This window comes from Frankia sp. CeRuru1, from assembly GCF_977966315.1.
The window spans coordinates 1-24228 of sequence record NZ_CDWWEW010000007.1 but is presented as its reverse complement, the minus strand read 5'-3'; the positions used below and the strand labels follow the sequence as shown (position 1 = coordinate 24228).

The 24228-nt window shown below is 70.2% G+C and carries 26 protein-coding genes; 10 read left to right on the top strand and 16 right to left on the bottom strand.

Annotated features, from left to right (window positions below):
* The 3 genes from AC08OP_RS01285 to AC08OP_RS01275 all read left to right on the top strand — a co-directional run.
* On the top strand, positions 1 to 709 hold a 709-nt coding region (locus tag AC08OP_RS01285; RefSeq protein ID WP_476612516.1), incomplete at its 5' end, for a cation transporting ATPase C-terminal domain-containing protein.
* A gap of 282 nt (positions 710 to 991) precedes the next feature.
* Complete coding sequence (gene vapB, locus AC08OP_RS01280; protein ID WP_476612515.1) at positions 992 to 1231, top strand: type II toxin-antitoxin system VapB family antitoxin; 240 nt, start codon at positions 992 to 994, stop codon at positions 1229 to 1231.
* A complete protein-coding gene (locus tag AC08OP_RS01275) occupies positions 1228 to 1635 on the top strand; it encodes a PIN domain-containing protein (RefSeq protein WP_476612514.1) in 408 nt (135 codons plus the stop codon). The genes vapB and AC08OP_RS01275 overlap by 4 nt, the downstream gene beginning before the upstream one ends.
* A 257-nt stretch (positions 1636 to 1892) precedes the next feature.
* On the opposite strand, the gene AC08OP_RS01270 is transcribed toward AC08OP_RS01275, so the two are convergent.
* On the bottom strand, positions 1893 to 2129 hold the full coding sequence (locus AC08OP_RS01270; protein WP_462187307.1) for an acyl carrier protein: 237 nt from the start codon (positions 2127 to 2129) through the stop codon (positions 1893 to 1895).
* A 425-nt stretch (positions 2130 to 2554) separates the two neighbouring features.
* Between AC08OP_RS01270 and AC08OP_RS01265 the strand changes: the two genes are divergently transcribed.
* Positions 2555 to 3388: an SDR family oxidoreductase gene (locus tag AC08OP_RS01265; protein WP_476612513.1), complete on the top strand. Its 834-nt coding sequence runs from the start codon at positions 2555 to 2557 to the stop codon at positions 3386 to 3388.
* A gap of 166 nt (positions 3389 to 3554) precedes the next feature.
* Positions 3555 to 4820, top strand: a complete 1266-nt coding sequence (locus AC08OP_RS01260; RefSeq protein WP_476612512.1) for an acyltransferase family protein — start codon at positions 3555 to 3557, stop codon at positions 4818 to 4820.
* On the opposite strand, the gene AC08OP_RS01255 is transcribed toward AC08OP_RS01260, so the two are convergent.
* The 3 genes from AC08OP_RS01255 to AC08OP_RS01245 all read right to left on the bottom strand — a co-directional run bounded on the left by AC08OP_RS01255 (position 4736) and on the right by AC08OP_RS01245 (position 7803).
* Complete coding sequence (locus AC08OP_RS01255) at positions 4736 to 5299, bottom strand: hypothetical protein (protein ID WP_476612511.1); 564 nt, start codon at positions 5297 to 5299, stop codon at positions 4736 to 4738. The two genes, AC08OP_RS01260 and AC08OP_RS01255, sit on opposite strands and share 85 nt — an antisense overlap.
* Positions 5300 to 5302: 3 nt before the next feature.
* Positions 5303 to 5872 (bottom strand): helix-turn-helix domain-containing protein, encoded by a 570-nt coding sequence (locus tag AC08OP_RS01250; RefSeq protein WP_476612510.1) that lies wholly within the window; start codon positions 5870 to 5872, stop codon positions 5303 to 5305.
* A gap of 272 nt (positions 5873 to 6144) precedes the next feature.
* A complete protein-coding gene (locus AC08OP_RS01245; RefSeq protein WP_476612509.1) occupies positions 6145 to 7803 on the bottom strand; it encodes a class I adenylate-forming enzyme family protein in 1659 nt (552 codons plus the stop codon).
* Positions 7804 to 8191: 388 nt separating this feature from the next.
* Here AC08OP_RS01245 and AC08OP_RS01240 point away from each other — a divergent pair, with 388 nt between their 5' ends.
* Positions 8192 to 9544: a D-arabinono-1,4-lactone oxidase gene (locus tag AC08OP_RS01240; RefSeq protein ID WP_476612508.1), complete on the top strand. Its 1353-nt coding sequence runs from the start codon at positions 8192 to 8194 to the stop codon at positions 9542 to 9544.
* Positions 9545 to 9613: 69 nt separating this feature from the next.
* Here the strand turns inward: AC08OP_RS01240 and AC08OP_RS01235 are convergent, their stop codons facing one another.
* The 7 genes from AC08OP_RS01235 to AC08OP_RS01205 all read right to left on the bottom strand — a co-directional run bounded on the left by AC08OP_RS01235 (position 9614) and on the right by AC08OP_RS01205 (position 17953).
* The gene (locus AC08OP_RS01235) at positions 9614 to 10342 is read right to left on the bottom strand and encodes an ABC transporter ATP-binding protein (RefSeq protein WP_462187302.1); all 729 of its coding nucleotides are present in this window, start codon (positions 10340 to 10342) and stop codon (positions 9614 to 9616) included.
* Positions 10342 to 11316: an ABC transporter ATP-binding protein gene (locus AC08OP_RS01230; protein WP_476612507.1), complete on the bottom strand. Its 975-nt coding sequence runs from the start codon at positions 11314 to 11316 to the stop codon at positions 10342 to 10344. Before AC08OP_RS01230 ends, AC08OP_RS01235 begins: the two co-directional genes overlap by 1 nt.
* Positions 11313 to 12725, bottom strand: coding sequence for a branched-chain amino acid ABC transporter permease (locus AC08OP_RS01225; protein WP_476612506.1), 1413 nt, complete (start codon positions 12723 to 12725; stop codon positions 11313 to 11315). The genes AC08OP_RS01230 and AC08OP_RS01225 overlap by 4 nt, the downstream gene beginning before the upstream one ends.
* The gene (locus AC08OP_RS01220; protein WP_476612505.1) at positions 12722 to 13654 is read right to left on the bottom strand and encodes a branched-chain amino acid ABC transporter permease; all 933 of its coding nucleotides are present in this window, start codon (positions 13652 to 13654) and stop codon (positions 12722 to 12724) included. The genes AC08OP_RS01225 and AC08OP_RS01220 overlap by 4 nt, the downstream gene beginning before the upstream one ends.
* 72 nt (positions 13655 to 13726) lie before the next feature.
* Positions 13727 to 14896 carry a branched-chain amino acid ABC transporter substrate-binding protein gene (locus AC08OP_RS01215; protein ID WP_476612504.1) on the bottom strand — a complete coding sequence of 390 codons (1170 nt, stop codon included), beginning with the start codon at positions 14894 to 14896 and terminating at the stop codon, positions 13727 to 13729.
* A gap of 221 nt (positions 14897 to 15117) precedes the next feature.
* Positions 15118 to 16509, bottom strand: coding sequence for a CoA transferase (locus AC08OP_RS01210; RefSeq protein ID WP_476612503.1), 1392 nt, complete (start codon positions 16507 to 16509; stop codon positions 15118 to 15120).
* A gap of 412 nt (positions 16510 to 16921) precedes the next feature.
* Entirely contained in the window at positions 16922 to 17953 is a 1032-nt protein-coding gene (locus AC08OP_RS01205) for an asparaginase (protein ID WP_476612502.1), read from the bottom strand.
* Positions 17954 to 18047: 94 nt separating this feature from the next.
* Here AC08OP_RS01205 and AC08OP_RS01200 point away from each other — a divergent pair, with 94 nt between their 5' ends.
* Entirely contained in the window at positions 18048 to 18278 is a 231-nt protein-coding gene (locus AC08OP_RS01200) for an FmdB family zinc ribbon protein (protein ID WP_476612501.1), read from the top strand.
* 55 nt (positions 18279 to 18333) lie between these two features.
* Here the strand turns inward: AC08OP_RS01200 and AC08OP_RS01195 are convergent, their stop codons facing one another.
* From AC08OP_RS01195 to AC08OP_RS01185, 3 genes are all read right to left on the bottom strand, one after another.
* On the bottom strand, positions 18334 to 18585 hold the full coding sequence (locus AC08OP_RS01195; protein WP_476612500.1) for a hypothetical protein: 252 nt from the start codon (positions 18583 to 18585) through the stop codon (positions 18334 to 18336).
* Positions 18586 to 18594: 9 nt separating this feature from the next.
* Positions 18595 to 18858, bottom strand: a complete 264-nt coding sequence (locus AC08OP_RS01190; RefSeq protein ID WP_476612499.1) for a hypothetical protein — start codon at positions 18856 to 18858, stop codon at positions 18595 to 18597.
* 81 nt (positions 18859 to 18939) lie between these two features.
* Positions 18940 to 19368, bottom strand: a complete 429-nt coding sequence (locus AC08OP_RS01185) for a DUF2795 domain-containing protein (protein ID WP_476612498.1) — start codon at positions 19366 to 19368, stop codon at positions 18940 to 18942.
* A gap of 147 nt (positions 19369 to 19515) precedes the next feature.
* Between AC08OP_RS01185 and AC08OP_RS01180 the strand changes: the two genes are divergently transcribed.
* Entirely contained in the window at positions 19516 to 20391 is an 876-nt protein-coding gene (locus tag AC08OP_RS01180; RefSeq protein ID WP_476612497.1) for a Rieske (2Fe-2S) protein, read from the top strand.
* Positions 20392 to 20405: 14 nt separating this feature from the next.
* Here AC08OP_RS01180 and AC08OP_RS01175 read toward each other — a convergent pair whose 3' ends face one another.
* Positions 20406 to 21269 carry a metallophosphoesterase family protein gene (locus AC08OP_RS01175; protein WP_476612496.1) on the bottom strand — a complete coding sequence of 288 codons (864 nt, stop codon included), beginning with the start codon at positions 21267 to 21269 and terminating at the stop codon, positions 20406 to 20408.
* Positions 21266 to 22267 (bottom strand): nucleotidyltransferase, encoded by a 1002-nt coding sequence (locus AC08OP_RS01170; protein WP_476612495.1) that lies wholly within the window; start codon positions 22265 to 22267, stop codon positions 21266 to 21268. Before AC08OP_RS01170 ends, AC08OP_RS01175 begins: the two co-directional genes overlap by 4 nt.
* A 340-nt stretch (positions 22268 to 22607) precedes the next feature.
* Between AC08OP_RS01170 and AC08OP_RS01165 the strand changes: the two genes are divergently transcribed.
* Together AC08OP_RS01165 and AC08OP_RS01160 are read left to right on the top strand one after the other, a co-directional pair.
* The gene (locus tag AC08OP_RS01165) at positions 22608 to 23156 is read left to right on the top strand and encodes a MarR family winged helix-turn-helix transcriptional regulator (protein WP_476594352.1); all 549 of its coding nucleotides are present in this window, start codon (positions 22608 to 22610) and stop codon (positions 23154 to 23156) included.
* Between the two features lie 414 nt (positions 23157 to 23570).
* The gene (locus AC08OP_RS01160; protein ID WP_476612494.1) at positions 23571 to 24101 is read left to right on the top strand and encodes a DoxX family protein; all 531 of its coding nucleotides are present in this window, start codon (positions 23571 to 23573) and stop codon (positions 24099 to 24101) included.
* The last annotated feature ends 127 nt before the right edge of the window (positions 24102 to 24228 follow it).

Here is a 24228-nt window from a genome sequence, read left to right as displayed (position 1 = left end):
GCGTGGCACGCGGGCGGCCCGGGCCGCCGCCGACGTGATCGGGACGGACGACCAGCTGGACACGATCATCGACGTGCTCGTCGAGGGCCGTTCGATGTGGGCCTCGGTCCGCCAGGCCCTGGGCATCTTCGTGGGCGGGAACCTCGGCGAGATCGCGTTCACCCTCCTCGGCTCCATGGCCACCGGGCGATCGCCACTGTCCGCGCGGCAACTGCTGCTCGTCAATCTGCTCACCGATCTCGCCCCGGCCCTGGCCGTCGCGCTGCGCGAGCCGGATCCGGAGGTGACCGGACAGCTCCTCGGCGAGGGCCCCGAGCGCTCCCTCGGTACCGCCCTGAACCGGGAGATCGCGGTGCGGACGGTCGCCACGACCCTCGCCGCCGCAGGTGCCTGGATCACCGCCCGCCTCACCGGGCGCCGACGGCACGCGAACACGGTCGGCCTCGCCGCGCTCGTCGGCTCGCAACTGGGCCAGACGCTGCTCGTCGGCGGCCGCAGCCGGACGGTCCTGCTGAGCATCGTCGCCTCGGCGGTCGTCCTGGCCGCCATCGTGCAGATGCCAGGCGTCAGCCAGTTCTTCGGTTGCACCCCGCTCGGTCCGGTGGGCTGGTCGATCGCGATCGGCGCGTCGTTGGCGGGGACGTTGCTCTCCTTCTTCCTCCAGGCCCCCTCCAGGCTCCAGTCCTCCAGGCCCCAGTCCGCCACCTAGCATTGCCTCTGCCGTCGTGGATAACCCGCCTACGTGGCAACAGCCGTGGCACGCTAGTTGGAAATCCGTTGGCGGCTCCACGAAAATATTCTTAACGCGCCGAGAAGACGTTGGCCGACCTTACGCACGACCCGCAGACGCCCCCGGAGACGCCCCCGCATATCAGGACACCTTTGGGTACGTGCGAGGTGAGTTGCGAGGTGAATAGGGTAGGTGCCTGCACAGAAGCAGTCATGATATCCTGATTGAGGAGTCTGATATCGAACCTGTGAGGTGGCGCCGGTGGCCGACATCCTCGTACGTGACGTACCCGATGCGGTTCTCGCCGAGCTCGACGCTGCCGCCGCCCGAGCCGGAATCTCGCGTGTCGAGTATCTGCGCCGCACGCTTGCCGCCGAAGCCGAGCGGGCATCACGCGCCACACGTCCCCCTCTTGCTCTTGGGCGGGAGAACTGGGCGCAGCTCCACGACCTGATCTCGGACCTCGCCGACGAAGACGTGATGCGCGGTGCCTGGTCGTGACCGACAGCTGGCTCATCGACAAGTCGGCGCTGGTCCGCATACCAACCCATCTCGACGAACCCGTCTGGTCACAGCGAGTCGATCAAGGTCTGGTACACATATGCGCGGTCACGCTGCTCGACGTGGGCTACTCGGCCCGCAACGGCCCTGAGCACGCCCGGCTCCTCGGCACCCTGCCGCTCGCACGCATGGTCATCCAGTGGGACATACCGGCAGCCGTGGCCCGGCGCGCCTACGAGGTCCAAGGCCTGCTGGCCGCAGCCGGCCATCATCGGGCCCCGGGCGTCCCCGATCTGCTGATCGCAGCGACAGCGGAAGCCGCCGGGCTCACGCTCCTGCACCACGACAAGGACTTCGAACTGATCGCAGACCTGACCAGGCAACCGTTGTGCCGATTGTCCTGATCCTCCAGACCCCACGCCGATGACACCCCACGAGTTGGACGGCGGATGGCTCGTGCTCAACCGGCCGCGCGTCCGCGTCCGCGGTATCCCGGGCATCATGATTCATCGAGGCGGCCGGAGCCTGCGCCGCGGGCGAAGGCGCGGTTGACGGTTCCACTTCGGGCCGCCAGGCGGTCATCGACTTTGGCTGCTCGGCGTCGGGATGTCCCCGCCCCGCTCCGGCGTCACCGGGGTCCCCGAGTTCGCTGCTGTCGGTCTCAGTGGACACCGCTGAGCTCCTCGATGTGCTCGCGCAGGTCACCGACGGTGGCGAAACTCGCGAGCCGTTCGTCGGCGATCTGGATCGAGAACTCGCGTTCGACAGCATAGATGAGGTTGATGTGCGCGAGCGAGTCCCATCCGGGTATGTCGGCGGCGGTCGTGGCGTCGGTGATGACGAGGTCGTCGTCACCGAAGATCTCCCGGAAGATCTGCTGCAGCCGCTCCTGCGTCATTACCTGGGCACCGCGGTCAGCTCGGCGATCAGTGCGTGCTCCCGCAGAGCCGCGGCGCCTTCGCCAGCGCCGGCATCCCCTCTGTTGATCATTTCTGCGGCCCCTCCCGATGTGATTCGTCATGGCACCCCGTGTCCACCAGGTCAAACTCTACCGTTACGTAAGAGTTGGTTCGTCGGGGATGGCGTCCCGGCGGGGATTGGAGAGCTGACGCGCCCCCGGGTGCCAACGCATACTCGACCGTTACGTAATGGTACTGTCGCAGCTGTGCGGGATGTGGCTGCTTCGCCGCGGATGACCGCGATCGACTCGCATCGACGCGTGTTCGCGCTGACGGACGGGGCCCGTCCAGGGATCCCGGCGGCCACCTGTTCGCGTTCGTCCGGGTTAGCGACCTGCGCCACTCTGCCGAGGAGCGTCCAGCAGTGACGGCAAAGCAGAACCTGGCTATCGCCTGTGCCGACCATCTGCCAGGCGGAAGTCCATGTGCCCACCTGCTCCAGCTCGCCGGCCGCGGCGCACTGGTCACCGGTGCCTCCAGCGGGATCGGACGCGCCGTCGCCCTTCGGTTGGCGCGGGCCGGCGCACTTGTCATCGCGACCGGTCGCGATCAGGAGGTGCTGGCGAGGATGGTCAAGGAAGCCGACGAGGTCGGTCTGACCATCCACCACCAGGCTGCGGACATCACCGATCCCGCGGACCGCGGCTGTCTGGTCGACATGGTCCGTGATCAGCCCACGGACCTGAAGATCCTGGTGCACTCGGCAGGGGCCTACCACCGCGGCGCGATCATCGACGCCCCGCTGGCCGACTTCGACGAACAGCTGGACGTCAATGTGCGCGCACCCTATGTGCTCACCCAGATGCTGATCCCGGACCTCATCCGGACCGGTGGCGACGTAGTGTTCATCAACTCCACCCAGGGCCTGTCCGCCGGCGCCGGCGTCGGCCAGTACGCCGCGGCCAAGCACGCCCTGCGGGCGATCGCCGACAGCCTGCGGGCGGAGGTCTCGGCTGCCGGGGTGCGGGTGTGCACGGTCTTCCCGGGCCGCACCGCGACCCCCATGCAGCAAAAAATCTTCCAGGCCGAGGGGCGGGCGTGGAATGCCGACCTGCTCATCGCGCCCGACGACATCGCCGACGCCGTGACCGGGGCAGTGGCACTTCCCGACCGCGCGAGTATCACCGAGATCGTGATACGCCCCACCCATGGACCCGGACCAAGGGACTCGTTCGTAGCTCGTCCGCAGACGAGCTAGACCTCACAACGCTGTGCGGCGACTGCCGGCCAGGTCCCAGATCCGGCCGATAGCCGGCTGCCAACGCCACGATGTTTACCCGATCGGGGCTCGATAGACAATTCAACACCTACGTTAGTGTTTGTTTCTCCGAGGTGTCGCCGCGGCCTTGCCTGGGACGGCACGCATGGCTGACGATCAAGGGGGCGCGTTGACCCGGAGGACCTCGCCGGAATCTGCCCAGCAGGAGATCTTCCGTCCCTCGCGGCAGCTCCCACCGTCTCAGGCCGGGCTGGAGCTGCCCACGTTGACCGGCCTGCGGGGAGTCGCCGCCACTCTGGTGTTCCTCCGCCACATCCACGCAGACGTCCAAGGGACTCTGCCTGTGGTCGCGGTGCTAGGCAACATCGGATACGTGGGCGTCACGTTCTTCTTCGTGCTGTCGGGGTTCGTCCTCACCTGGGCGGCCAGGCCGATCACCGTGGGGCAATTCTATTGGCGCCGGTTCGCCCGGGTCTATCCTCTGTACTTCGCCGCCATCTGGATCTGGCTCGCGATCGCGTGGCCGCTGGAGACGCTCGGGGACTTCGGCTCGAAGCCCCTCTCCATCCTGCCGAGTCTGCTCCTCGTCCAGGCCTGGGTCCCGACCCAGTCGATCTATTTCGGCTGGGGTGGTGCCGTGCTGTGGTCGTTGTCCTGCGAGGCGTTCTTCTACCTGGTCTTCCCATACGTGTACCGCAGGTTCGCGACCCGCACCAACCCCGAACGCATCCGCACCGCGCTCCTGTTCGTTCTCCCTGCCGCGGCCGTGTCATGTGTGGCTAGCGCCGCGGGCTCTCGATTCGATCTTGCCGCCTACGCGAACCCGGCGGTGCGGCTCGGCGAGTTCGTCCTTGGCGTGGCCCTTGGGTTACTGGCTCGTGAGGGTGCCCGCGCAACGCCGTGGCAGCGTCGGATGCTTACTACCTTCTCCTGCGCCTGGTTGGTTGTCTCGATACTCCTGGGCTACCGCTACGGCCATCTACAGGGATTCATCGACACGCTCACACTGCCGGCGTTTGCCATCATCATCTTCCTGGCCGGCACCCGTGAGGCGGACGGCCGCCGGATTCCGGTGTTCAGCTCCCGCCCACTCGTCTATTTCGGCGAGATCTCCTACGCCTTCTATCTCGTTCACCCCGCCGCACTCACGATCAGCAGGGAACTCGGCTGGGTCGACGCCACCACCGCGGCCGGGACGGCGCTCGCCATCCTCGCCGACTTCGCCCTGTCCTTCGCCCTCGCCGCGGTCCTGCATCACACGGTGGAAGGCCCGGCCCGCCGATGGCTGATGGGGGTACTCCGGTCACGATCGTCCCCCCGTCATGCCTACCGGAGCCTGCTGCCCGATGTGCCACCGCGGATCCCACAGGAGTCTGCGAGCGCGGTGCCAGCGGCCCGGGACCTGGCGTGACTGCGGTCATGGCCATGGATAGCCCGGCGGGGCCGGAGCTCAGGGCCTGACACGAAAATGTCGAGGATCTCGCGCCCACGCCCCACGTCCTGAGCCAGATCGAGCGCGACGAACAGCGGATGCGCAAGCGGCCATCGCCACCGCTCGGGCAGGAGATCGACGCGACGGGCGCAGACGGCCGCCACCGGTGCGACCCGCACCGCGGCACGCGCCTGGGCCGGCGCCGGAGCGGCGCCGAGAAGCGTAGCCGCGCGCCGGAGCACCGCCTGATCGGGAACGAAGAAGTCAGGCACCTGGTCGGCGCGGACAGCGACCGGGGCACCGTACGCCGCGGCGGCGGTCGTGTCCGTCAACGCCCACCCGGTCTCGTTTTCCACGTCACGCAGGCCGAGACTCAGCGATCTGGTGACGCCGCTGGTGTCACCGGGATCGGGGAGTCTGGCGAGATAGGCGCGCGGCGTTGGCCAGCGCTCGGCCACCTGTCAGAACAGCCGCGAGTCCGTGACGACGTTCGCGGCGTCGACAAGACCGTCGTGCCGCAGCGCCGCCAGCACCTCCGACACCGTGCTGGCGGACCGGCCGAGCCGGCGCGCCAGCTCCCGGACGGCGGTGCCCGCTTGCGGCTCCATGAGCAAAGCGGTCGCGACCTCGAGCCCGGCCGTGCCGCTCAAGGCCCGTGTCCGCGCACCGCGTCCGGTGACCGGGCTGACCTCGGCGTCGATCACAAGGTTGCTCGAACGAAGCGCGATCCGGCCGCGCAGGTCGTAGTAGCCGGCCCGATGCTCGGTCAGCAGCTTCCGGGCCGCCCCGGTCACCCGGTCCGCGACGACCAGGAGAAGGAAGCCGCCCGATCCACCGGGTGGACGGCTGGCCGCGAGCAGCTGCGCGGCGACGCCCTCGGACACCAGCGACCGGCGCTTGAGCTCGATGGGAACCGCGACACCATCCGGGTCGAGCACGAGATCGACCCCGCGATCGGGCCCGGAGGCGGGCGGTCGGGCCTCGACTCCGAGCTGGCAGAAGGCGTCGACCACGAGGGCCTCGGTGTCCACGCGGACCAGCGTTCACGCTGTTCGCTGTTCGGTCAATACCGAACAGCGAACAAGGCGCAGCGAGCAACAGCCCGCGAGATCGGGCGGGACAAGGACCGCGGACAAGGTGAGAAGGGTCGAACCGGGTCGGGTCGAGCGAAGCTCGACATCGGGGGTTCGGGGGGTTGCCCCCGGCAGACATCGCGGCAAACGCCGAAGCTGACGGAAGGTCAGCGAGCATGGCAAGCCAGCCCGCAGCGTAGCCGGGGCTCGAACCCATCCGCTCCGTCGGGTCAGGTCGGCGCCATCAGCGGCCCCGGGGCCGGTAGCGACCTCGGCGCCGCCAGCGACCGCAGCATCCGTCGGTCGGTCTTCAGGCTGCTGGTGAGCGGCAGTGCCTCGACGATGTGCACCTCACGCGGGTACCGGATGGGACCCAGCCGGGCGCGGCCCCAGCGCACCAGCTCCTCCGGGGAGACGGTGCCACCCGGGACGAGTTCCACGAACGCGACCACCTCCTCCCCGCGCCGGGAGTCCGGTCGGCCCACGACGCCGCACGAGGCGACCTCGGGATGGGCGAGCAGGCCGTCCTCGACGTCGCGCGGATAGATGTTGACACCACCCCGGATGATCAGATCCTTGATCCGGTCAACCACGTACAGGTAGCCGTCGGGGTCCAGCCGGCCGATGTCCCCGGTGTGCAGCCAACCGCCCCGCAGCGCCCCCGCGGTGGCCTCCGGGGCCTGCCAGTACCCCGTCATCACCATCGGGCCCCGCACGCAGATCTCCCCGTCCTGGCCCCGACCGGCATCGCAACCGTCGGGGAGCTCGATGCGCACCTCGACCCCGGGGGCGGGCACGCCCACGCTGCCGAGCCGTGTTCCGCCCACCGGCGAGGTGGTGATGATCGCGGATGACTCGGTACAGCCGTATCCCTCCACCAGCTCGGCGCCGGGCAGCCGCCGGCGCCATTCGAGGGCGGTCTCCCGGGGCAGCGGCGCGCCACCGCTCGTCACCCGCCGCAGGGTCGACAGATCGTAGTCGTGCAGGGGCTGCGCGAGCAGCTGCGCCACCATGGACGGCACCAACGCACTGATGTTCACCTGGTGCTCGACCACGAGGTCGAGCCAGCTCCGCGGCTCGAACCAGCGCATGAGAACCATCGGTCCGGGGTTCACCATGTGCAGGGTCATGACGCTGATCGTCAGCCCGTAGACGTGGGACAGCGGCAGCGGCAGCAGGCCGGCCAACTTCTCGTCCGGGGTGGCCGACATCGCTGCCCAGCCACCCGCGGACAGCCCGTCGTGCGAGAGGACCACCCCCTTCGCCCGCCCGGTCGTGCCGCCGGTGTAGAGCAGCGCGGCCATGTCGGAAGGATCCACCTCCACAACCGGACTCTCCTCGCCGGCCTCGAGATCGGCGAAGCGCAGTACCGGGGTGGTGAGCCCGACCCGGAGTGTGCCGGCCTGGAGCATGGATCGTGGCGGGGACGGGGACTGCGGCGGAGGCGGGGAGACGCCGGGTCGGTCCCCGTCCGCCAGTATCAGGGCGCGCACCGCCGAGCCGCCGTCGCCGACCGCCGCGCGGACCCGGTCCAGGAACTCGGGTGTGGTGACCACGAACCGGGCTCCGCTGTCGACGAGGACGTGGCGCAGCTCGTGCTCGGTCAGCAGGAACAGCACCGGGGTCACGACCCCACCGGCCCGCCACACCGCCTGGTAGGTGACACCCACCTCGGGACAGTTGGCCATGCACACGGCCACCCGGTCGCCCCGGCGCAGACCCGCCGCCCGCAGGCCGCCCGACAACCGGCGGGCCCGCGCCAGCAACTCCCCCGACGTCTGGTCGCGTCCCTCGAAGCGAAGCTCCGCCGTGCCGCCGGTCCGTTCCTGCGCCAGCTCGGCGAGCCGACCGAGGCTGATCCCGGCCGGACGAGATCCGGTTGCGGTCATCATACGATCCGCCTTCCGTAGCCGTGTCTTCCTGTGTGCCCCTGTGCCTGTGCGCCCCGTGCCTGTGCGCCCCGTGCCTGTGCGCCCCGTGCCCTCGTGATGGTGCACCGCGACACGCTCGTAGACCAGCAGGTACCGGCAGGACGTCACCCCGCAGCGTCACGACGGACGCCCGAACCACCGTCGGATGCCATGCTCGGCATACCTGCGGGAGACGGGACCGGTCCATCCCGCCCGGACGGAGGTCGGACGACGCATCGCCCTGTGAACGGCCATCACCCGCCCCCCGCGTGGTGAAGCCGGGAAGGCTCGGTTCACGATGGTGGCCGGTCCCGACTCCGGACCGGCCCCGGACCGCGGCCATCGGTCCCGGCAGACGGAGGTGCCCATGGGCTCGCCCGTTGGTAAGTCCTCGGCTTGGCGCAACTGGGCGGGCAATGAGACCGTCCGGTCGGTGCGCCTCGCCCGCCCCCGCGACGCGGAGGAGATCTCCGCCCTGGTCGGTACCGCCATCCGGGACGGTCATCAGATCCGGGCGATCGGATCGTCCCATTCCATGAGCGCCATCGGCCGCCCGGGCCCGGGCTCCGTCCAGGTCTGCCTGGACAGGTGCGCCGACCTCGTTGCCCTGGACGGCGGCAGCGGCCTGGTGACGGTGCGCGGTGGGATGACCATGCGCCGGCTGAACCGGCTGCTCGCGGAGGCCGGGCTCGCCCTGACCAACCAGGGCGACGTCGACGAGGTGACCATCGCGGGTGCCATCTCAACCGGCACCCACGGCACCGGGGCCCGCTTCGGCGGCCTGTGCACCCAGGTCCGGGCGCTCGAGGTGGTGCTCGGCGACGGCAGCGTGGTCACCTGTTCACGCGGCGAACGTCCCGAGTTGTTCGCCGCCGCCCGGCTGGGCCTGGGTGCCGTCGGCGTCGTCACGTCGGTCACCCTGCAGGCGGTGCCGCTGTTCGCCCTGCAGGTCCAGGAGGGCCCGATGCGCCTGGACAAGGTCCTCGACTCCTACGACGAGCTCGTCGACCAGACCGACTACCTTCGCTTCTCGTGGTTTCCGCACACCACGACGGCCCTGGTCAGACGCGGTCAGCGGCGTCCGCTCGACGACGGCCTGGCGCCGCTGCCCCGGCTGCGCTGCTGGGTCGACGACGAACTGGTGTCGAACACCCTCTTTGGCGCGCTGATGACGACGGGCCGGCGGATGCCCGCGGCGGTGCGGCCCATCGCGCACGTCAGCGCGCGGGCGTCGGGCAGCCGCACGTTCCGCGACCTGTCCTACCGGGTGTTCACCTCCCACCGCCGGGTCCGGTTCAAAGAGATGGAGTACGCCCTCCCCCGTGCCGATCTCGCCGCGACGCTGCGTGAGCTGGTCTACGCCATGGGGAGCGCGGACGTGCGCGCCGTCTTCCCGGTGGAGGTCCGATGCGCCGCCGCGGACGAGATCCCGATGTCGACGGCGTACGGCCGCGACACCGCCTACATCGCCGTGCACATGGATCACCGCGGTGCGCACGGCGATTACTTCGACCTCACCGAGAAAATCATGTTGTCGGTCGGCGGCCGGCCGCACTGGGGCAAACTGCATTCGCTGGACGCGGCGACGCTGCGTGGGCTCTATCCCCGTTTCGACGACTTCCTGGCCGTGCGCGACGCCGCCGACCCGACCGGGGTGTTCGCGAACGCGTACCTCGACCGCGTCCTCGGCTCACCGGCCGGCGCCCCCAACGCTCGGTGACCTGACCACGGCACGCCACGGCAGTTTCTCGCCGATGTGACGACGGGCGGAGCAGCGGTCGCGGGCGGTTCAGCCCGCGGTGGTCCGGCCGCCGACGTCCTCGCCGAGGTAGGCCTGCCGGACCCGGTCGTCGGCCAGCAGGCTCGCGGCGGTGCCCGCCAGCACGACCTCGCCGGTCTCCAGCACGTAGCCACGGCCCGCGATCCGCAGCGCCGAGGCCGCGTTCTGCTCGACCAGCAGCACCGCGACCCCCTCCCGGTTGATCTCCGCGATCACCTCGAAGATGGTCTGAACGATCATCGGGGCCAGCCCCATCGACGGCTCGTCGAGGAGCATCAGCCGGGGACGGCTCATCAGCGCGCGTCCGATCGCGAGCATCTGCTGCTCGCCGCCGGACAACGTGCCTCCCGGCTGCGCGACCCGCTCGGCCAGCCGGGGGAAGAGCGCGAACACCCGGTCGAGGTCGGTCCGCACGTGCCGGCGATCGTGGTAGGCGCCCATCAGGAGGTTCTCGCGGACACTCATGCTCGGGAAGATCCGCCGGCCCTCGGGCACGTGGCTCACCCCCCGGCCGACGAGTTCGTGCGCCGGAATCGACGACAACGGGCGACCGTCCAGCCACGCCTGTCCCGCCCGAGGCCGCAGCAGTCCGGAGATCGTCCGCAGCGTGGTCGTCTTGCCGGCGCCGTTGGCCCCGAGCAGGGTGACGATCTCGCCCTCAGCCACCTCCAGGCTGACGCCGCGCAGGGCGGTGACGGCGCCGTAGGCGACCTCGACACCGGCCAGAGTCAGCAGCATCAGCGCAGTTCCTTCCACCCGGCAGGGCCGGCCGGGCTGGGATCCGCCGTATCGGGATCCGCCGTATCGGGATCCGCCGCGCCGGCGTCGGCCAGGCCCAGGTACGCCTCGATGACCGCCGGGTCCCGCTGGACCTCCGCCGGCGTGCCGGACGCGATGATCCGGCCGAAGTTGAGCACCACCACCGAGGTCGCCACCGACATGACCAGCCGCATGTCATGCTCGATGAGCAGGACCGACACCCCGGTGCCCGCGATCCGGATGATCAGCTCCGCCAGGTCGCGCTTCTCCGCCGGGTTCGTGCCGGCCGCGGGCTCGTCGAGCAGCAGCAGGCGCGGCTCGGTACCGAGCGCCCGGGCGATCTCCAGCCGGCGTTGCTCGCCGTAGGGCAGCGACGCGGCGAGCTCGTGCGCCCGGTGCGGCAGGCCCACGAGCTCGAGCAGCTCCAGCGCGTGCCGCACGCCGTCGCGCTCGGCCCGCCGGGCGCCCGGCAGTCCCAGCACCGCGGCCAGCGGCCCGTACCGCTGCCGCACCTCGGTCCCGATCTGGACGTTCTCCAGCGCCGACAGAGCGGGGAAGAGCCGGATGTTCTGGAAGGTCCGGGCGACACCGAGCCGGGTGATGGCGTGCGGGCGGCGCCCCACCAACTCGGCCGGCCAGCCGGGCCGGGGCCAGAAGGTGACCGATCCCTGCTGCGGGCGGTATGCCCCGGTGAGGCAGTTGAACAGCGAGGTCTTGCCGGCCCCGTTCGGTCCGATCACCGCCAGGATCTCGCCTCGGCGCTGGCGCAGTGAGACGCCGTCGAGGCTGGTCACACCCCCGAACCGCAGCGCCAGGCCGCGGGCCTCCACCACCAGGTCCTCCGGGCCCCCGCCGCGCCCGGCGTCCCCGCGGCCCTGGCTGTCCCCGCGCTGCCGGCCCCGGGAGCGCCGGTGTCCCGGCGGCGAGAGGCGGTGCGCTCCGCCCCTGGTCACGGCTTGCCTCCCGTGGGCGCGGCGCCCAGGGAGTCCGCCGCGCCGATGCCGGCCTCCGCGAGCTGGATCTCCCGACGCCGTCGGCGCGACGGCACGAGTCCCTGCGGACGGAAGATCATCATGATCACGATGACGGCCCCGAAGTAGATGTACCGGTCCGCGGGCGGGACCTTGTCGCGCAGGTAGAAGGCGATGCCCTGGAGGACGACGGCACCGACCACCACCCCGAGCCGGGAACCCATCCCGCCGAAGATGACGACGGCGACGACGAAGAACGACGCCTGCAGGCTGAAGCTCTGCGGGTTGAAGAACTGTTTGGAGGCGAAGAGCACGCCGGCGAAGCCCGACACCGAGGCGCCGATAGCGAAGGCGAGCAGCTTCATCCGCAGGGTCGCGACCCCGGTCGCCTCGGCGGCGATCTCGTCCTCGCGGATCGCCGCCCAGGCCCGGCCGATCCTGGACCGTTCCAGCCGACCGAAGGCGATCATGACTCCGACGATGATGACCAGGAGCAGGTAATAATACGGTAGCGGGTCAATGCCCCACTCGTAGTCGAGGCCGAGCAGGTTGATCGACAGGTGCGGAACGCCGAAGGCCCCCCGGGCACCGTTCGTGATGTTGTCGGCGTTGTTCGCGATCAGATGGATGATCTCACCGAAACCGAGCGTGACGATCGCCAGGTAGTCACCCCGCAGCCGCAGCGTCGGCGCGCCCAGGACGACGCCGGCGAGCGCGGCGAGGACCAGCGCAATCGGGAAGACGAAGAACGGGTTGAGCACGAAAGGCGCGTGCCACGGCATCGCGGTCTGTGAGGTGAAGTAGGCCGTCGTGTAGGCACCAATGGCGAAGAAGGCGATGTAGCCGAGGTCGAGCAGGCCGGCGTAGCCGACCACGACGTTCAGGCCCAGTGCGAGCAGCGCGTAGATGCCGATGTCGTTGACCATCGACTGCTGCGCGGCGGTCGAGACGACCAGCGGGGCAATGATCGCGACCGCCAGAAGCGTCAGGTTCAGCGCGATCGGGCCGCCCCGGGTGGCGTAGGCCGCACTCACCGGCCCCCGGAGGCCGGCCGCCAGCCGGCCCGCCGCGCCCCGCAGTTCGACGCCGAGCGCCAGGACGATCCACAACGCGACGGCGAGCCCCAGGTAGGGCAGGATCCGCGCGTCCAGCACCGAATCCTGAAATGCCTTCAGCGGTTTGTCGGAGCCCCCGGCCGGACCGGTCACCACCGCGGCGAGCACACCCACCAGCAGCAGTACCCCGAGCTGGCGCAGCCGGGCCGGGGAGAACAGCACGGCCGGACGCAGCAATGCGCCCGCCGGGCCGCCACCAGGCTCGCCACCCGCCCCGGCGGGCGGGAGCGGCGCCCCGGCGGTCGGCGGGCGGGCGGGCGACGTCGCAGCGCTCATGCTGCCCTCCCCAGACGTTCCCCGAGCAGGCCGGACGGTCGGATCATCAGGATGCCGACCAGGACCAGGAAAGCGATCACGTCCTTGTAGGACGCCTGGAAGATGTATCCGCCGTAGCTTTCCACCAATCCGAGGAGCAGGCCGCCGAGCATCGCCCCGCGCACGTTGCCGATGCCGCCGAGGACCGCGGCGGTGAACGCCTTCACTCCGGGGACGAACCCCATGCTGTACGAGGCGTTGAACGTCATCGCGTACAGGAAGCCGCCGGCTCCGGCCAGCAGGCCGCCGAGCACGAACGTGACGATGATGATGCGTTCGACGTTCACGCCCATGAGAACCGCGGTGTCGGCGTCCTGGGCCACCGCGCGGATGCCCTGCCCGAGCCGGGTCCCCGCGACCAGCCGGTCCAGTCCGACCAGCATCGCGATCGCGACCGCGAAGATGACCAGCGACTGGGTGGAGACGCCCGCTCCGAACAGCGTGAACACCGTTCCGTCGGTGAACAGGTTGGGCAGGGCCACGTTCTGCCGGCCGAACTCCTTGCCGGCGAGGTTCACCGCGAACAGCGAGGCCCCGATGGCGCTGATGAGGTAGGCCAGCCGGGGGGCGGAACGGCGCCGCAGCGGCCGGTACGCCACCCGTTCGAGCGTGAAGGCGGCGAGCCCGCCGCAGATCGCGCCGGCGCCGAGGCCCATGGTCACCAGGCCCACCGATTCGAGGCCGCCCGGGACCGAGCCGTCCCCGGGTAGCAGGGCGCGGGCGGCAAACAGCCCGCCGAAGGATCCCAGCATGAAGACCTCGCTGTGCGCGAAGTTGATGAGCTGGAGGACTCCGTAGACGAGGGTGTACCCGAGCGCGATGACCGCGTACAGGGAGCCGACTGTCAGACCGTCGACGGTCAGCTGCCAGAACTGGTCGAGGAAACCCATCCGTGTGCCTCGTTCACCACCAGGCGAAGCGGTAGCCGGACGTCCCACCCCCGGCCACCGCCCGCACCGACATCAGGACTTGACCAGGTCCGCGATGTTGCCGAGAACGGTGATCTGTCCGCCCTTGACCTGGTAGACGAACACGTTGGAGCCCTTGACCTCGCCGTTCGGCTCGAACGCCACGGTCTTCGTGATGCCGGGGAAGTTCACGGAACCGAACGCGCCGGCCACGGACTCCCGGGTGACGTCCTTGCCGAGCTTCTTGAAGACGTCCGCGAGGGCGAGTGTGGCGTCGTAGGCCTCACCGGAGTAGGTGCCGGGCTTCACCCCGTTGTTGACCTTCTTGTAGGACGCGACGAAGGACGCGGCCTTCGGGTCGGTGTTGGCGTCGCCGCAGGGGCAGGTGAGGTAGGCACCCTCGGCCGCGGCGGCCCCGGCCTGCGCGACGTACTGCGGGTCGAGCGAGCCGTCACCACTGATGATCTTTCCGGTGAAGCCCTTGCTCTTCAGCGCCTTCGACAGCAGCGCGAACTCGGGGTAGTAGCCGGAGTAGTAGAGGACCTCGGGCGCGGCGGCAATGATCTTCGTTGCCTCGGACGTGTAGTCCTTGGTCGGGTTGATGCCGTCGTGGGTCACGTTGACGCCCTTGGCCTTGAGCTCGGCCTCCAGCGCACCCGACAGGCCCGTGCCGTACTCGCTCTTGTCGTCCAGCGAGTACACCTTCGTCGCCTTGAGCACCGTGGCGATGTAGTCGGCCGCGGCCTTGCCCTGCACGGTGTCCGGGGCGATGACCCGGTAGAAGGTCTTGAAGCCCAGGGTAGTGAGCGCGGGGTTCGTCGCCGACGGGCTCACCGACAGCAGTCCGGCCTGGGTGTAGGCCGGCTCGCTCGCCTTGGTGGCGCCGGAGAACATCGGGCCGATCACCGCGACGACCTTGGAGTCATCGATCAGCTTCTGGGCGGCCGTCGGGCCCTGATCCGGCGAGCCACCGTCGTCGGACTCGGCGAGCTTGAGCTGGAACGGCGCGCTCGCATCCGCGTTGACCTCGGCGATCGCCGTCCGGACGCCGTAGAGGGCGTTCAGACCGAGCTGCTGGCTGTCGCCCGAGAGAACTCCCTGGAAGCCGATCGTGATGGTCTGCTTCCCGTTCGAGGACGAACCACTGTCACTCCCACAGGCCGCCGCGGTCAACGCCACGGTCGCGGCAAGGGCTATCACTCCCAGGAGCGGACGCCTACCCATGCAATTCCTCCTCCGGTCCCGCCGGACCCGACTCCGATGCCGTGGCCCGGCCCAGTCACCCCGACCCAGTCACCCCGATGCGCCCGGCCCGCGAGCCGGTGCGCCACCGCCTAGAGAATGACGGGCTGACCAGCATCAATTCGCACCGCCCCCCGGATGGGCGGGCCGGCGCACGGTGGACACGCCGACGCGATCCCGCGGAACCCGGCACCTCAGCATGGCTATGCCCAGACCGCCGGGCTGGTGCCCAGCTGTGCCGGCGGGGAGATCCAGCTCGGCGCGACGCCGGCCACAGTGGCGGCCGGGCGGATGTACGACAGGGGTCCGAACTCGCTGTTCATCGTGGCGCAGAACTCCTCGACATCCTCCCGGGTCGGGTCGGAGAGCGCGAGCGTGTCGTGGTGTCCCAGCCCCTGCAGCCAACGACCGGTACGGGCCAGGGACACACCGACGTGCCAGCTGCCCCCCTCGGTCGCCCGGCGCGCCAGCGCGTCCAGCACCCCGTAGACGGTGAGGTAGCCGGTCGCGTGATCGAGGGCCTGTGCCGGCAGCGGCACGGGGCGGTCGGACCCGGTCACCGCCGCGGCGGCGGTCGCGATGCCGGACGCGGTCTGGACCAGACTGTCGAACCCGCGCAGACCGCTCCAGGGGCCCTGCCGTCCGTACGCGGTGATGGTCGCGCAGACGATGCCCGGCCGGATCCTGGCGACCGCCTCCGGGCCGAAGCCGAGCCGGTCGAGGGCCATCGGCCGGTAGGCCTGGAGCACCACGTCCGCCGAGGCGATCAGCTCGCGCAGCCGGCGGGCGTCCGCGGCCACCCGCAGGTTGAGGAAGGCGTTGCGCTTGCCGAACCCGGTGTCGACGAGCACCGTGTGCACCTCCGGCAGGTGGGCGGCGCCGACCCGCAGGACGTCGGCTCCATAGGCGGCCAGCGTGCGACCGGCGACGGGACCGGCGATGACCCGGGTCAGGTCGAGCACCCGCAGACCCGCGGCCGGCGTCTCGGCCAGGGGCGCGGCGAGCACCGGGCCGTCGCCGAGCCGGCGCACCTCGACGAGGGGAAGCTCGTCGACCGCCCGGGCCTGCCGGTGCTCGCGCCATTCCCGCTCGCTGCGGGCCATGCTGGCGCACAGACCCATGGCGTGCAGCTCGAGTTCCAGCGGCTCGGCCTCGAAACGGCGGATGACCCGTTCGACGGCGGCGCGCTCGCCCGGCGTCCCAAGAAGATCCAGGATCCCGTTGCGGTGGTGCGGGAAGTTACAGTGCAGCTGGATCCACCGGTTGTCCCCGGTGCGGTAATACCCGGAGATCGCGTCCCACGGGCTCGGCGGTGGCTTGCCGGCCATCCGCAGGTACCGTTCGCTGCGGAAGACCGCGCTCGCGTGACGGGTGTCCACGGTGACCTCCGGCGGGGCCCCGCCGCCGCGGGCCGCGAGCAGGCGGCTGGCCCCGACAGCCGCGGCCGCCACCGACGCGGCCGCCATCATCGTCACCCGGTAGAGGCTGGGAAGGACGTCGGCGGGCCCGGTCACGGTCAGCCGCTCGGCGATGTCCGGATCCTGTACCAGCGACGCGACCTCGGTGACGATCTCCGAGTTCTGCCGTTGCCCCATCCACCCATCCTGTCCCACCCTGGCACGCACGCTGCGCCCCGAGCGCGCCATCGGCCGAACCGGAACAAGGCCGGCATGACCGACAAGACGATCTTGGGAGCCAAGAGCCGCAATGCACAGAAAATCCTACTTTGCGTGCTGTCCCGGCCTCCGGACTCTCGCTCGTCCCCCGGGCCGCCCAAGGCCCATTCTGGTCATGTGTAGGTACTTTCGCCATGACACGGGGCTCGCAGTCGCCCGGTCGGGTGGTCGGCAATGGCAGGAGACACCCCGTGCGCGTGCAACGCTCGCTGTACGAGGTGCTGGACGTGCCGCCCAGCGCCACCGCCGAGCAGATCCGGCATACCTACCGCGTGGCCGCCCGCCGCACCCATCCCGGCGGCCGGTGGTTCGTCACCGGCCTTCGATCGGGTCAGACCGGTAGCCGCACGCGTAGGGAACCGGCCGGGCGCCCGCCGCCGAGCACCGTGGGCGCCCCGAGCACGGCGAGCTGAGCGAAGTCGAGCTCCAGGTGCCCGGGGGCGTCCGGACCGGGAAGAGCACCCAGGCGGGTCAGCACGGCCAGCGCGACCGGGATGCCGGGCCGCCCGCTCCCATCCGCGATCTTGACCGCGACCACGTGACCCTCGGGCGTCGCCACCACCGTGACACCCTCGGCGCCGTTCTTCGCGACGACGCCGGGTACCGCCCGCATCAGGTCGGTGTCGGACCGGCCGACACCCCCGATCAGCTCGGGATGCGCCCGCATGGCGTTGATGACCCGCCGCTCGGGGCTGCCCGGCGCAGCCCGGACCATCGCCCGCAGTCCGCGGGCCAGGCCCGTGAGCGAGAACGCGAACAACGGGGCCCCGCACCCGTCCACGCTGGTCGCGACGATCTCCTCGCCGGCCAGCTCCTCGATCGTGCGCCGGATCACCTGCTGCAACGGATGATCGGGATCGGTGTAGTTCTCGATCGGCCAGCCGGCCGCCACGCAGCAGGCGATCATCCCCGCATGCTTGCCGGAGCAGTTCATCAGCACCGGCTCCGCGCGGCCCCCGGAGCGAAGGTGCGCCTGGGCCGCGGCCGGGCCCAACGGAAGATCGGCGGGACAGCGCAGGGTGTCGATGGAGACGCCCGCCACCGAGAGGATCTCCAGCACCCGCGCGAGATGCACCGGCTCGCCGCTGTGGGAACTCGACACGATGGCAAGCAGGTCACCGGGGATCTCCCGGCTCAGGAAGATGCCGTCCAGTCCGGCACGAAGCATCGCGGCGGCCTGAAGGGGCTTGACCGCCGACCGGGGAAAGATCGGGTGGTCGGGCACGCCGACGATGAGCGCACCGTCCCCGTCCCGACCGAGGCCGATGACGGTGCCGTGATGGCAACTCTCCACGAACGGCGCACCGCTGCGCAGCCCCCGGACAACCTCGGCGACCACCTGCGGGCCCTCCGGCGGCTGCATACAGCCAGCGTACGTCGGGCCTTCTCCCGCTCACCCGTTCTCGCCACCCGCCGAATCCGACGCTCGCCTCACGACGGCCGCATATCCTGGTGCCGTGCCTGCCTATGACTACCGCTGCCGGGTATGTGACGCATCGTTCGAGGTCCGCCGCAGCATGCACGAGTCCGTGCCGGACAGCGCGGTGAACTGCCCCTCCGGACACACCGAGACCTCGCGGATCTTCTCTGCGATCGCCGTCAGCCGCGGCTCGGCCACGCCGGCTCCGGCCATGGCCGCGCCGTCCGCCGGCGGGGGCGCGTGCTGCGGCGGTGGCTGCTGCGGCTGACGCCACCGTTCGCCCTGACGCCACCGTTCATCCGGGGTGGCTCACCCGGGGTGGCTCACCCGGGGTGGCGATGGATGCCCGCGGCCTGCGATTTCGTCGGCCCACGCGCCGCCCGGATCCGCGGGCCGACATCCACCTGACGGTCCCGCTGGCCGCCGCACGCGGCGGCCCGGTCCTCCACCAGCCGCCGTCGCAACAGCCGCAGGGTATCTTCCCGCTCGGTCTGATCCAGACCGGCGACGAGGGTCTGCAGCAGATCACCTGATCCGGGTCGTTGGTCGCCATAGCCGAACCCACTCGTACCCATGGGCGTGTCCTACCCAGGCCACCGGCGTGTCACGCAGTCCCGGGCCCACGGGAACAAGGCACCGGGCCACCGTCGTCTCCGCCACGCCTCCCGCACCCCCCGCAGCCGAGCGCGGACGACCCGGCGATCGATGGCCCGCGGGCCGAGCACCATGATCCATGCGATACCCAGCGCCCACAGGCCGGCGAGGGCACCGAAGGCAAAAACGTTGAAGGCTCCGATCATCGCGAAGCCGACGAGCAGCAGAACGCTCGCGGCGAGCCCGCCACCCACGGGTGTTTCTATACCCCGCCGGCTACGGCGTCATACCGACTACTTCATGATGTTGGTCATATTACGGGTCATCGGACGGATTCAGTGACGCCGTGACTCCACGTGGGGAGGGCCGGGTCGCAGTACCCGCCACAGCGCGCCCAACGAGGTGAACTGGATGTCGGGCGGCGCACCGGCGACCTCGTCAACCACCCGGTCCGGGGCGTGCTGATGACGTAGATGATCCATGATCTCGTCACGATTGGCGGGGAAGACCGCCCGGCCGAGCCAGCGGGCGAGCTCGGAGCGTTCCTCGACGTCCACCGGCGTCATCCCGGCCGGCGCACCGACCCGCGACCCAGCGGCATCCAGGTTCTGCGGGCCACCGGTCGCTTCCTCGGGGAACGGTTCAGCGGAGCGCCATTCCTCCGCCCGCGTGTCCCGCCCGGCCCGCACGAGCCCCTCGACCTCGTGCGCCATGATGTCATCGCGCACAGGGCCGTGCTTGGTGCTTCCGCGATCCACTGCCATGTTCTCGTTCCTTTCCGCTGTTTCAGTGGTGCGCGCTGACGGACGAAGCAAACCCGCGATCAGGCCACCCGGCATCGCCGGCCAGCAGATGTTCACGGCCAGCGATGGGCGGGAACACCGGCATCCATGGTGCGGATACCCCACAACATGCTGGTCGGACCCGCCGAATGCCTGGAGCGGGCCGAAGCTCTCGACCCGGTGGCAGTAAAGATCCGTGACATGGTCCGCCGTTCCCTGCACGACGGCACCATCCGGGACACCCTGCACGGCGTGCCGCTCGGCCACCCGCTGCATCCGGCGCTCGCCCAGCTCCCCATCGGAACCTGGATCTCCGCGGGGATCGTGGACCTGCTCGCAGGACGTCACGAGGAGTCCGAACGGGCGGCCCGGGTGCTGATCGCCACGGGGTTGCTCGCGGCGGTCTCGGCCGCCGCCGCCGGCCTCGCCGACTACTCTGAGCTGCATGAGCGCCAGCTGCGGGTCGGGGTGGCGCACGCCGCGACGAACAGTCTGGCGGCCTGCTGCTACGCCGCCTCGCTCGGCATCCGGTCGCGTGGCAACAGCCGCCTCGGCCGTCGTCTCGCGCTGCTCGGCCTCGCCGCGGCCAGCACGTCGGCCTACCTCGGCGGTCATCTGGCCTACCGGCAGGCGTCGGGGGTCAACCACGCCGAGGAGGTACCCCACCTGCTGCCGCCCGGTTGGCATCCGCTCGCCCTTCTGGACGAACTTGCGGACGGCCGACCCGAGGTGCGGCTGTTGCGGGATGTGCCGGTCGTCCTCCTCCGGAAAGGAGACCACGTCGACGTACTGGCCGGCCGGTGCAGCCACCTGTCCGGACCACTGCACAAGGGAGAGATCATCCGAAGAGACGGCTTCACCTGCCTGCGCTGCCCCTGGCACGGCAGCACCTTCCGGGTGGCGGACGGCGCGGTGGTGCATGGTCCCGCGACCGCGCCCCAGCCGCGGTTCGATGTGTGGATCTCCGATGGTGAGGTCCGGGTACGGCTACCCGGGGCGGGATAGCTACCGCGGGATAGCTAACTGGGGCGGGATAGCGTCGAGGGGCTGTCCGCCGCGGAGCGGGGCGTCCCGGCTGCCGGGCCGGTTGCCGGGACTCCGTCCGGGCTGGCGGCGCCAGCCGAGCGCTGTAGGCCCGCGCGGTCCGGGCCCGGGCGCCCGGTGGTGGCCATCTCGCCCACCCCGTAGAGCGCATAGGCTTTCCGGATCACCGGCCGGGCCACGTTGCGGACCGGCACCCCACCGGCCGTCGTCCCGTGCTCCGAACCGGCATGGGCGTGACCGTGCAGCGCAAGGCAGGCGGCTCCCGCGTCCACCGCCTCGGCAAGGTGGTAGCTGCCGAGAAACGGGAAGATCTCGGTTCGCTCGCCGATGAGCGTGCCTGGTACCGGGGCATAGTGCATCAAAGCTACGCGGACTTCGCAATCCAGACTTTCCAGCGCGCCACGCAGCCGGGATCCGGCGTCCTTCGTGTGCCGGATGAAAGCCTTCATCAGTGGTTCGCCGAAGTCGCTTCCGCTGGCCCCGGCGAACCCCCCGCCGAATCCCTTGACGCCGGCGATTCCGAGACGGCGGCCGTCGATGTCGAGGACCGTGCCGCCGCCTTCGAGGACGGTCACGCCAGCGTCGGTCAGCATTTCGGTGATCTCGTTCTCGGCACCGCCGTGGTAGTCGTGATTACCCAGGACGGCGACGACGGGCACCCCGGCGTCCGCCACCTCGGCCGCGACGATCTCGGCCTCGGCCGGCAGCCCCCGCTGAGTGAGATCACCGGCCAGCAGCAGCACGTCCGCCCGACCGGCAAGTCCACGCAGCAGGGGTGCGAAGGTTCCGCGGCTGTCCACGCCCAGGTGGATGTCGCCGACGGCGGCAATTCTGATCATGAGATGGTCTCCACGTTCGGCGGTGCCTCGGTCGGCATCCCCCGATCCGCGATGGTGACCTCGTTACTCACCAGGCGTCCGGGAAGCGCCTCGGCGAGCACATCCGCGACGGCCCGGCGGCGGGCGTCCGTGGCGACCTCACCCTCGACCAGGATCTGCTGGCCATCCACCACCACCTCCAGCCCGAGCTCGGCCACCCTCGGATCCTCGGCGAGGCGTTCGTGCAGGTCACCGGCGAGGTACTCATCAGCCTCGGTGAGGTCCAGTACCCCGTACCCGGCGGTGTCGGCGACCCGCTTCGCGGTCCCGGCCTGCTCCGCCGCACCCGCTGGCACCGCCCCACCCGCTGGCACCAACGGGCCGTGCGGACGTGAACCCGTGGGGGTGCCCCCGGCCGACGGAGCACCTTCGGCAGACGGAGCACCTTCGGCCGACACCGCACGACCGGCGGCCGGGATCAGGTTGAGCCGGGTGGCCACGAGCAGGGCCGCCTCGGCGAAGGGGGAAGTGGCCGTCGCGCGACGCACCTGATCCCAGTCGACCTGCTCCCGCATCGCTCTGATCATCGGTATCACGCGAGCGAGATCACAGTACCGTTCCTCCAGGGCCAGCAGGGTCATCTCAAACCAGTCGGTGGCATCCAGCACGGGCATGCGCACCGAGTCCACCGACATCTCGCTGGACCGCTCCAGCATCTGCTGGGTCACCGCCCGACCCACCGGATGGTGGATGAGATCGACCAGCACCTCGCCGTCGAACACCTTGGTGAGCCAGTCCTCGGGTGAGTCGACCGGGCGCAGGCCGGCGTTCGCGAGCACCTCGACCGCCCGCGGCACGTCGTCCTCGCGCAGCATGAAATCCACGTCGTGGACCGGCTCGGGGCCGCCCCGGGCCCAGCAGGCGTAGCTGCCCCCGAGAGCGAACGGGATGCCCGCCTCCTTCAGGGTCACAGCCACGCGTTTCAGACTCTCCCGTAGGCCTCTGGGCGCATCCTCCATACCGCTGCCCGTACCCGCGGGAACCACGCGATGCACCTCGCGTACCCCACCGGAGTCGGGCGGCAGGTGGCTGTCGCGATTGCGACACCCCTAAATGACTACCTCGAAGCGGTGACAAGACTACTACAGAAGCATGGGGGTGTCCGGCTATCCGTAGTTATAATTTCACTACATGCCACAAGAGTTACCACTTCGACGCCTGATAGGCACCTGAATCTCACAGCTTGACGACACCGAGCGTCGACATGAGCGATGATGACCTTCGCGGCAAGCCTGTCGCCCGCCTACTTCGACACCGGATTGGAAGCGAACCCTGAACACGCGCACACGATCCGACCAGTTGGCCAGGGCCCTCGGAGGGGAAACAGCCGCACCGGAGAACTCCGGCGAACGTCTCCCTGGACAACGCGCCACTGGGCCGGCCACCCTGACCTCGCGGCCGGTCGCCCCGGGCGGCCACGGCGTGGTCGACCTGTCCAGCCATCCCGGCCAGCTGGCCCGCCGGCTCCAGCAGGTGACCTATCAGCTCTGGACCACCACCGTCTCAACCGAGACGACGCCTCCGCAGTTCGTGGTCCTCAACAGCCTGCTCGCTGATCCCGATATTGATCAGCGCACGCTCGGAGAACGAGCCTCCCTGGATCGGTCGACGGTGGCCGATGTGGTGGCGAGGCTCGTGCAGCGTGGGCTCATCCGCCGGGTCCGTGACCCGCGTGATGGCCGGCGCAATGTCCTGCGGCTGACCAAGCGGGGAGAGTCGACCCACGGCCAGGTGGCGGACCGCATCGACCAGATGAACGACAAGCTGCTGGCGCCGCTGTCCGAGGAGGAACAGACCGCCCTGTTGTCGATGTTGGCCCGCATCGTCGACCAGGATAGGCCCTATTAACACAGTGCGGGGTCGCTACTCATCGCCTAAGGTCGATGACGGTCGGCAGTTATACGATCTCACCGGCACCGAGGACGATGCAGCGGCCCCGTCGGCGCGGCACAGGACATCACGGTCGCTGCCCCCGCGCTCCCAGCAAACCGCCCTTTGACCTGCCCGCGGTACGACTCACGGTCATCGGGCTCGTCGTTCTCGCGGCCGGCACCTTCGGTATCGCCGCCTCGTAGCTGCCCACCGGCCGCGAGACCGCCCGACCCGCACCGCCGTCCACCACGAGCCGCGCCGGACGGCGGGTACCCTCGGCGCGACGCGATGAAGACGACGGGCGGACGATGACGATGAACGGGCAAAGACGACGGGCGGACAAAGACGACGGACGAAGGTCGGACGTAGACCGGTCCGAGGAGGACACCCGTGACACCGCCTGACACCGCGGCCCTGGTGCTCCGGGTCATCGTGGGTCTCACCCTGGTCGCGCACGGCTACAACCACGTCTTCGGACCGGGCGGGATCAAAGGGACGGCCGGCTGGTTCGAGAGCATGGGGCTGCGGCCGGGCATCGTGCACGCCTGGGCGTCGGGACTGATCGAGATCGCGGCCGGTTTCGGGCTGCTCTTCGGGTTCCTCACCCCGTTCAGCGCAGGCGGGATCATCGGCACCATGGTGGTGGCCGGCGTGACCGCCCATCGCAACAACGGGTTCTTCATCTTCAGGCCGGGCCAGGGCTACGAATACGTCTTGATGATCGCGGTGGTCTGCGCGGCAATCGGCATCCTGGGACCGGGCAAGGCGTCGCTGGACCATGCGATCGGCATCGACCTGGACGGCTGGGCCGGCGGGCTGATCGCGATCGTGCTCGGCGTGGGAGGCGCGGCGCTCCTGCTCGCCACCGCTTGGCGGCCGAACAAGCCGGCTGTGAACGAGCCCGAATCCAGCAGCGTCTGATCGATCCGACCACGACCCGCCATCGTGCTCATCGCCACCACCACTCCTCCCCATCCCCGTCGCCGCCGTAGCCGCCATCACGGTCATCACCGTTGGCCATCCGGCCTCCCCGTCCGTCAGATCGTCG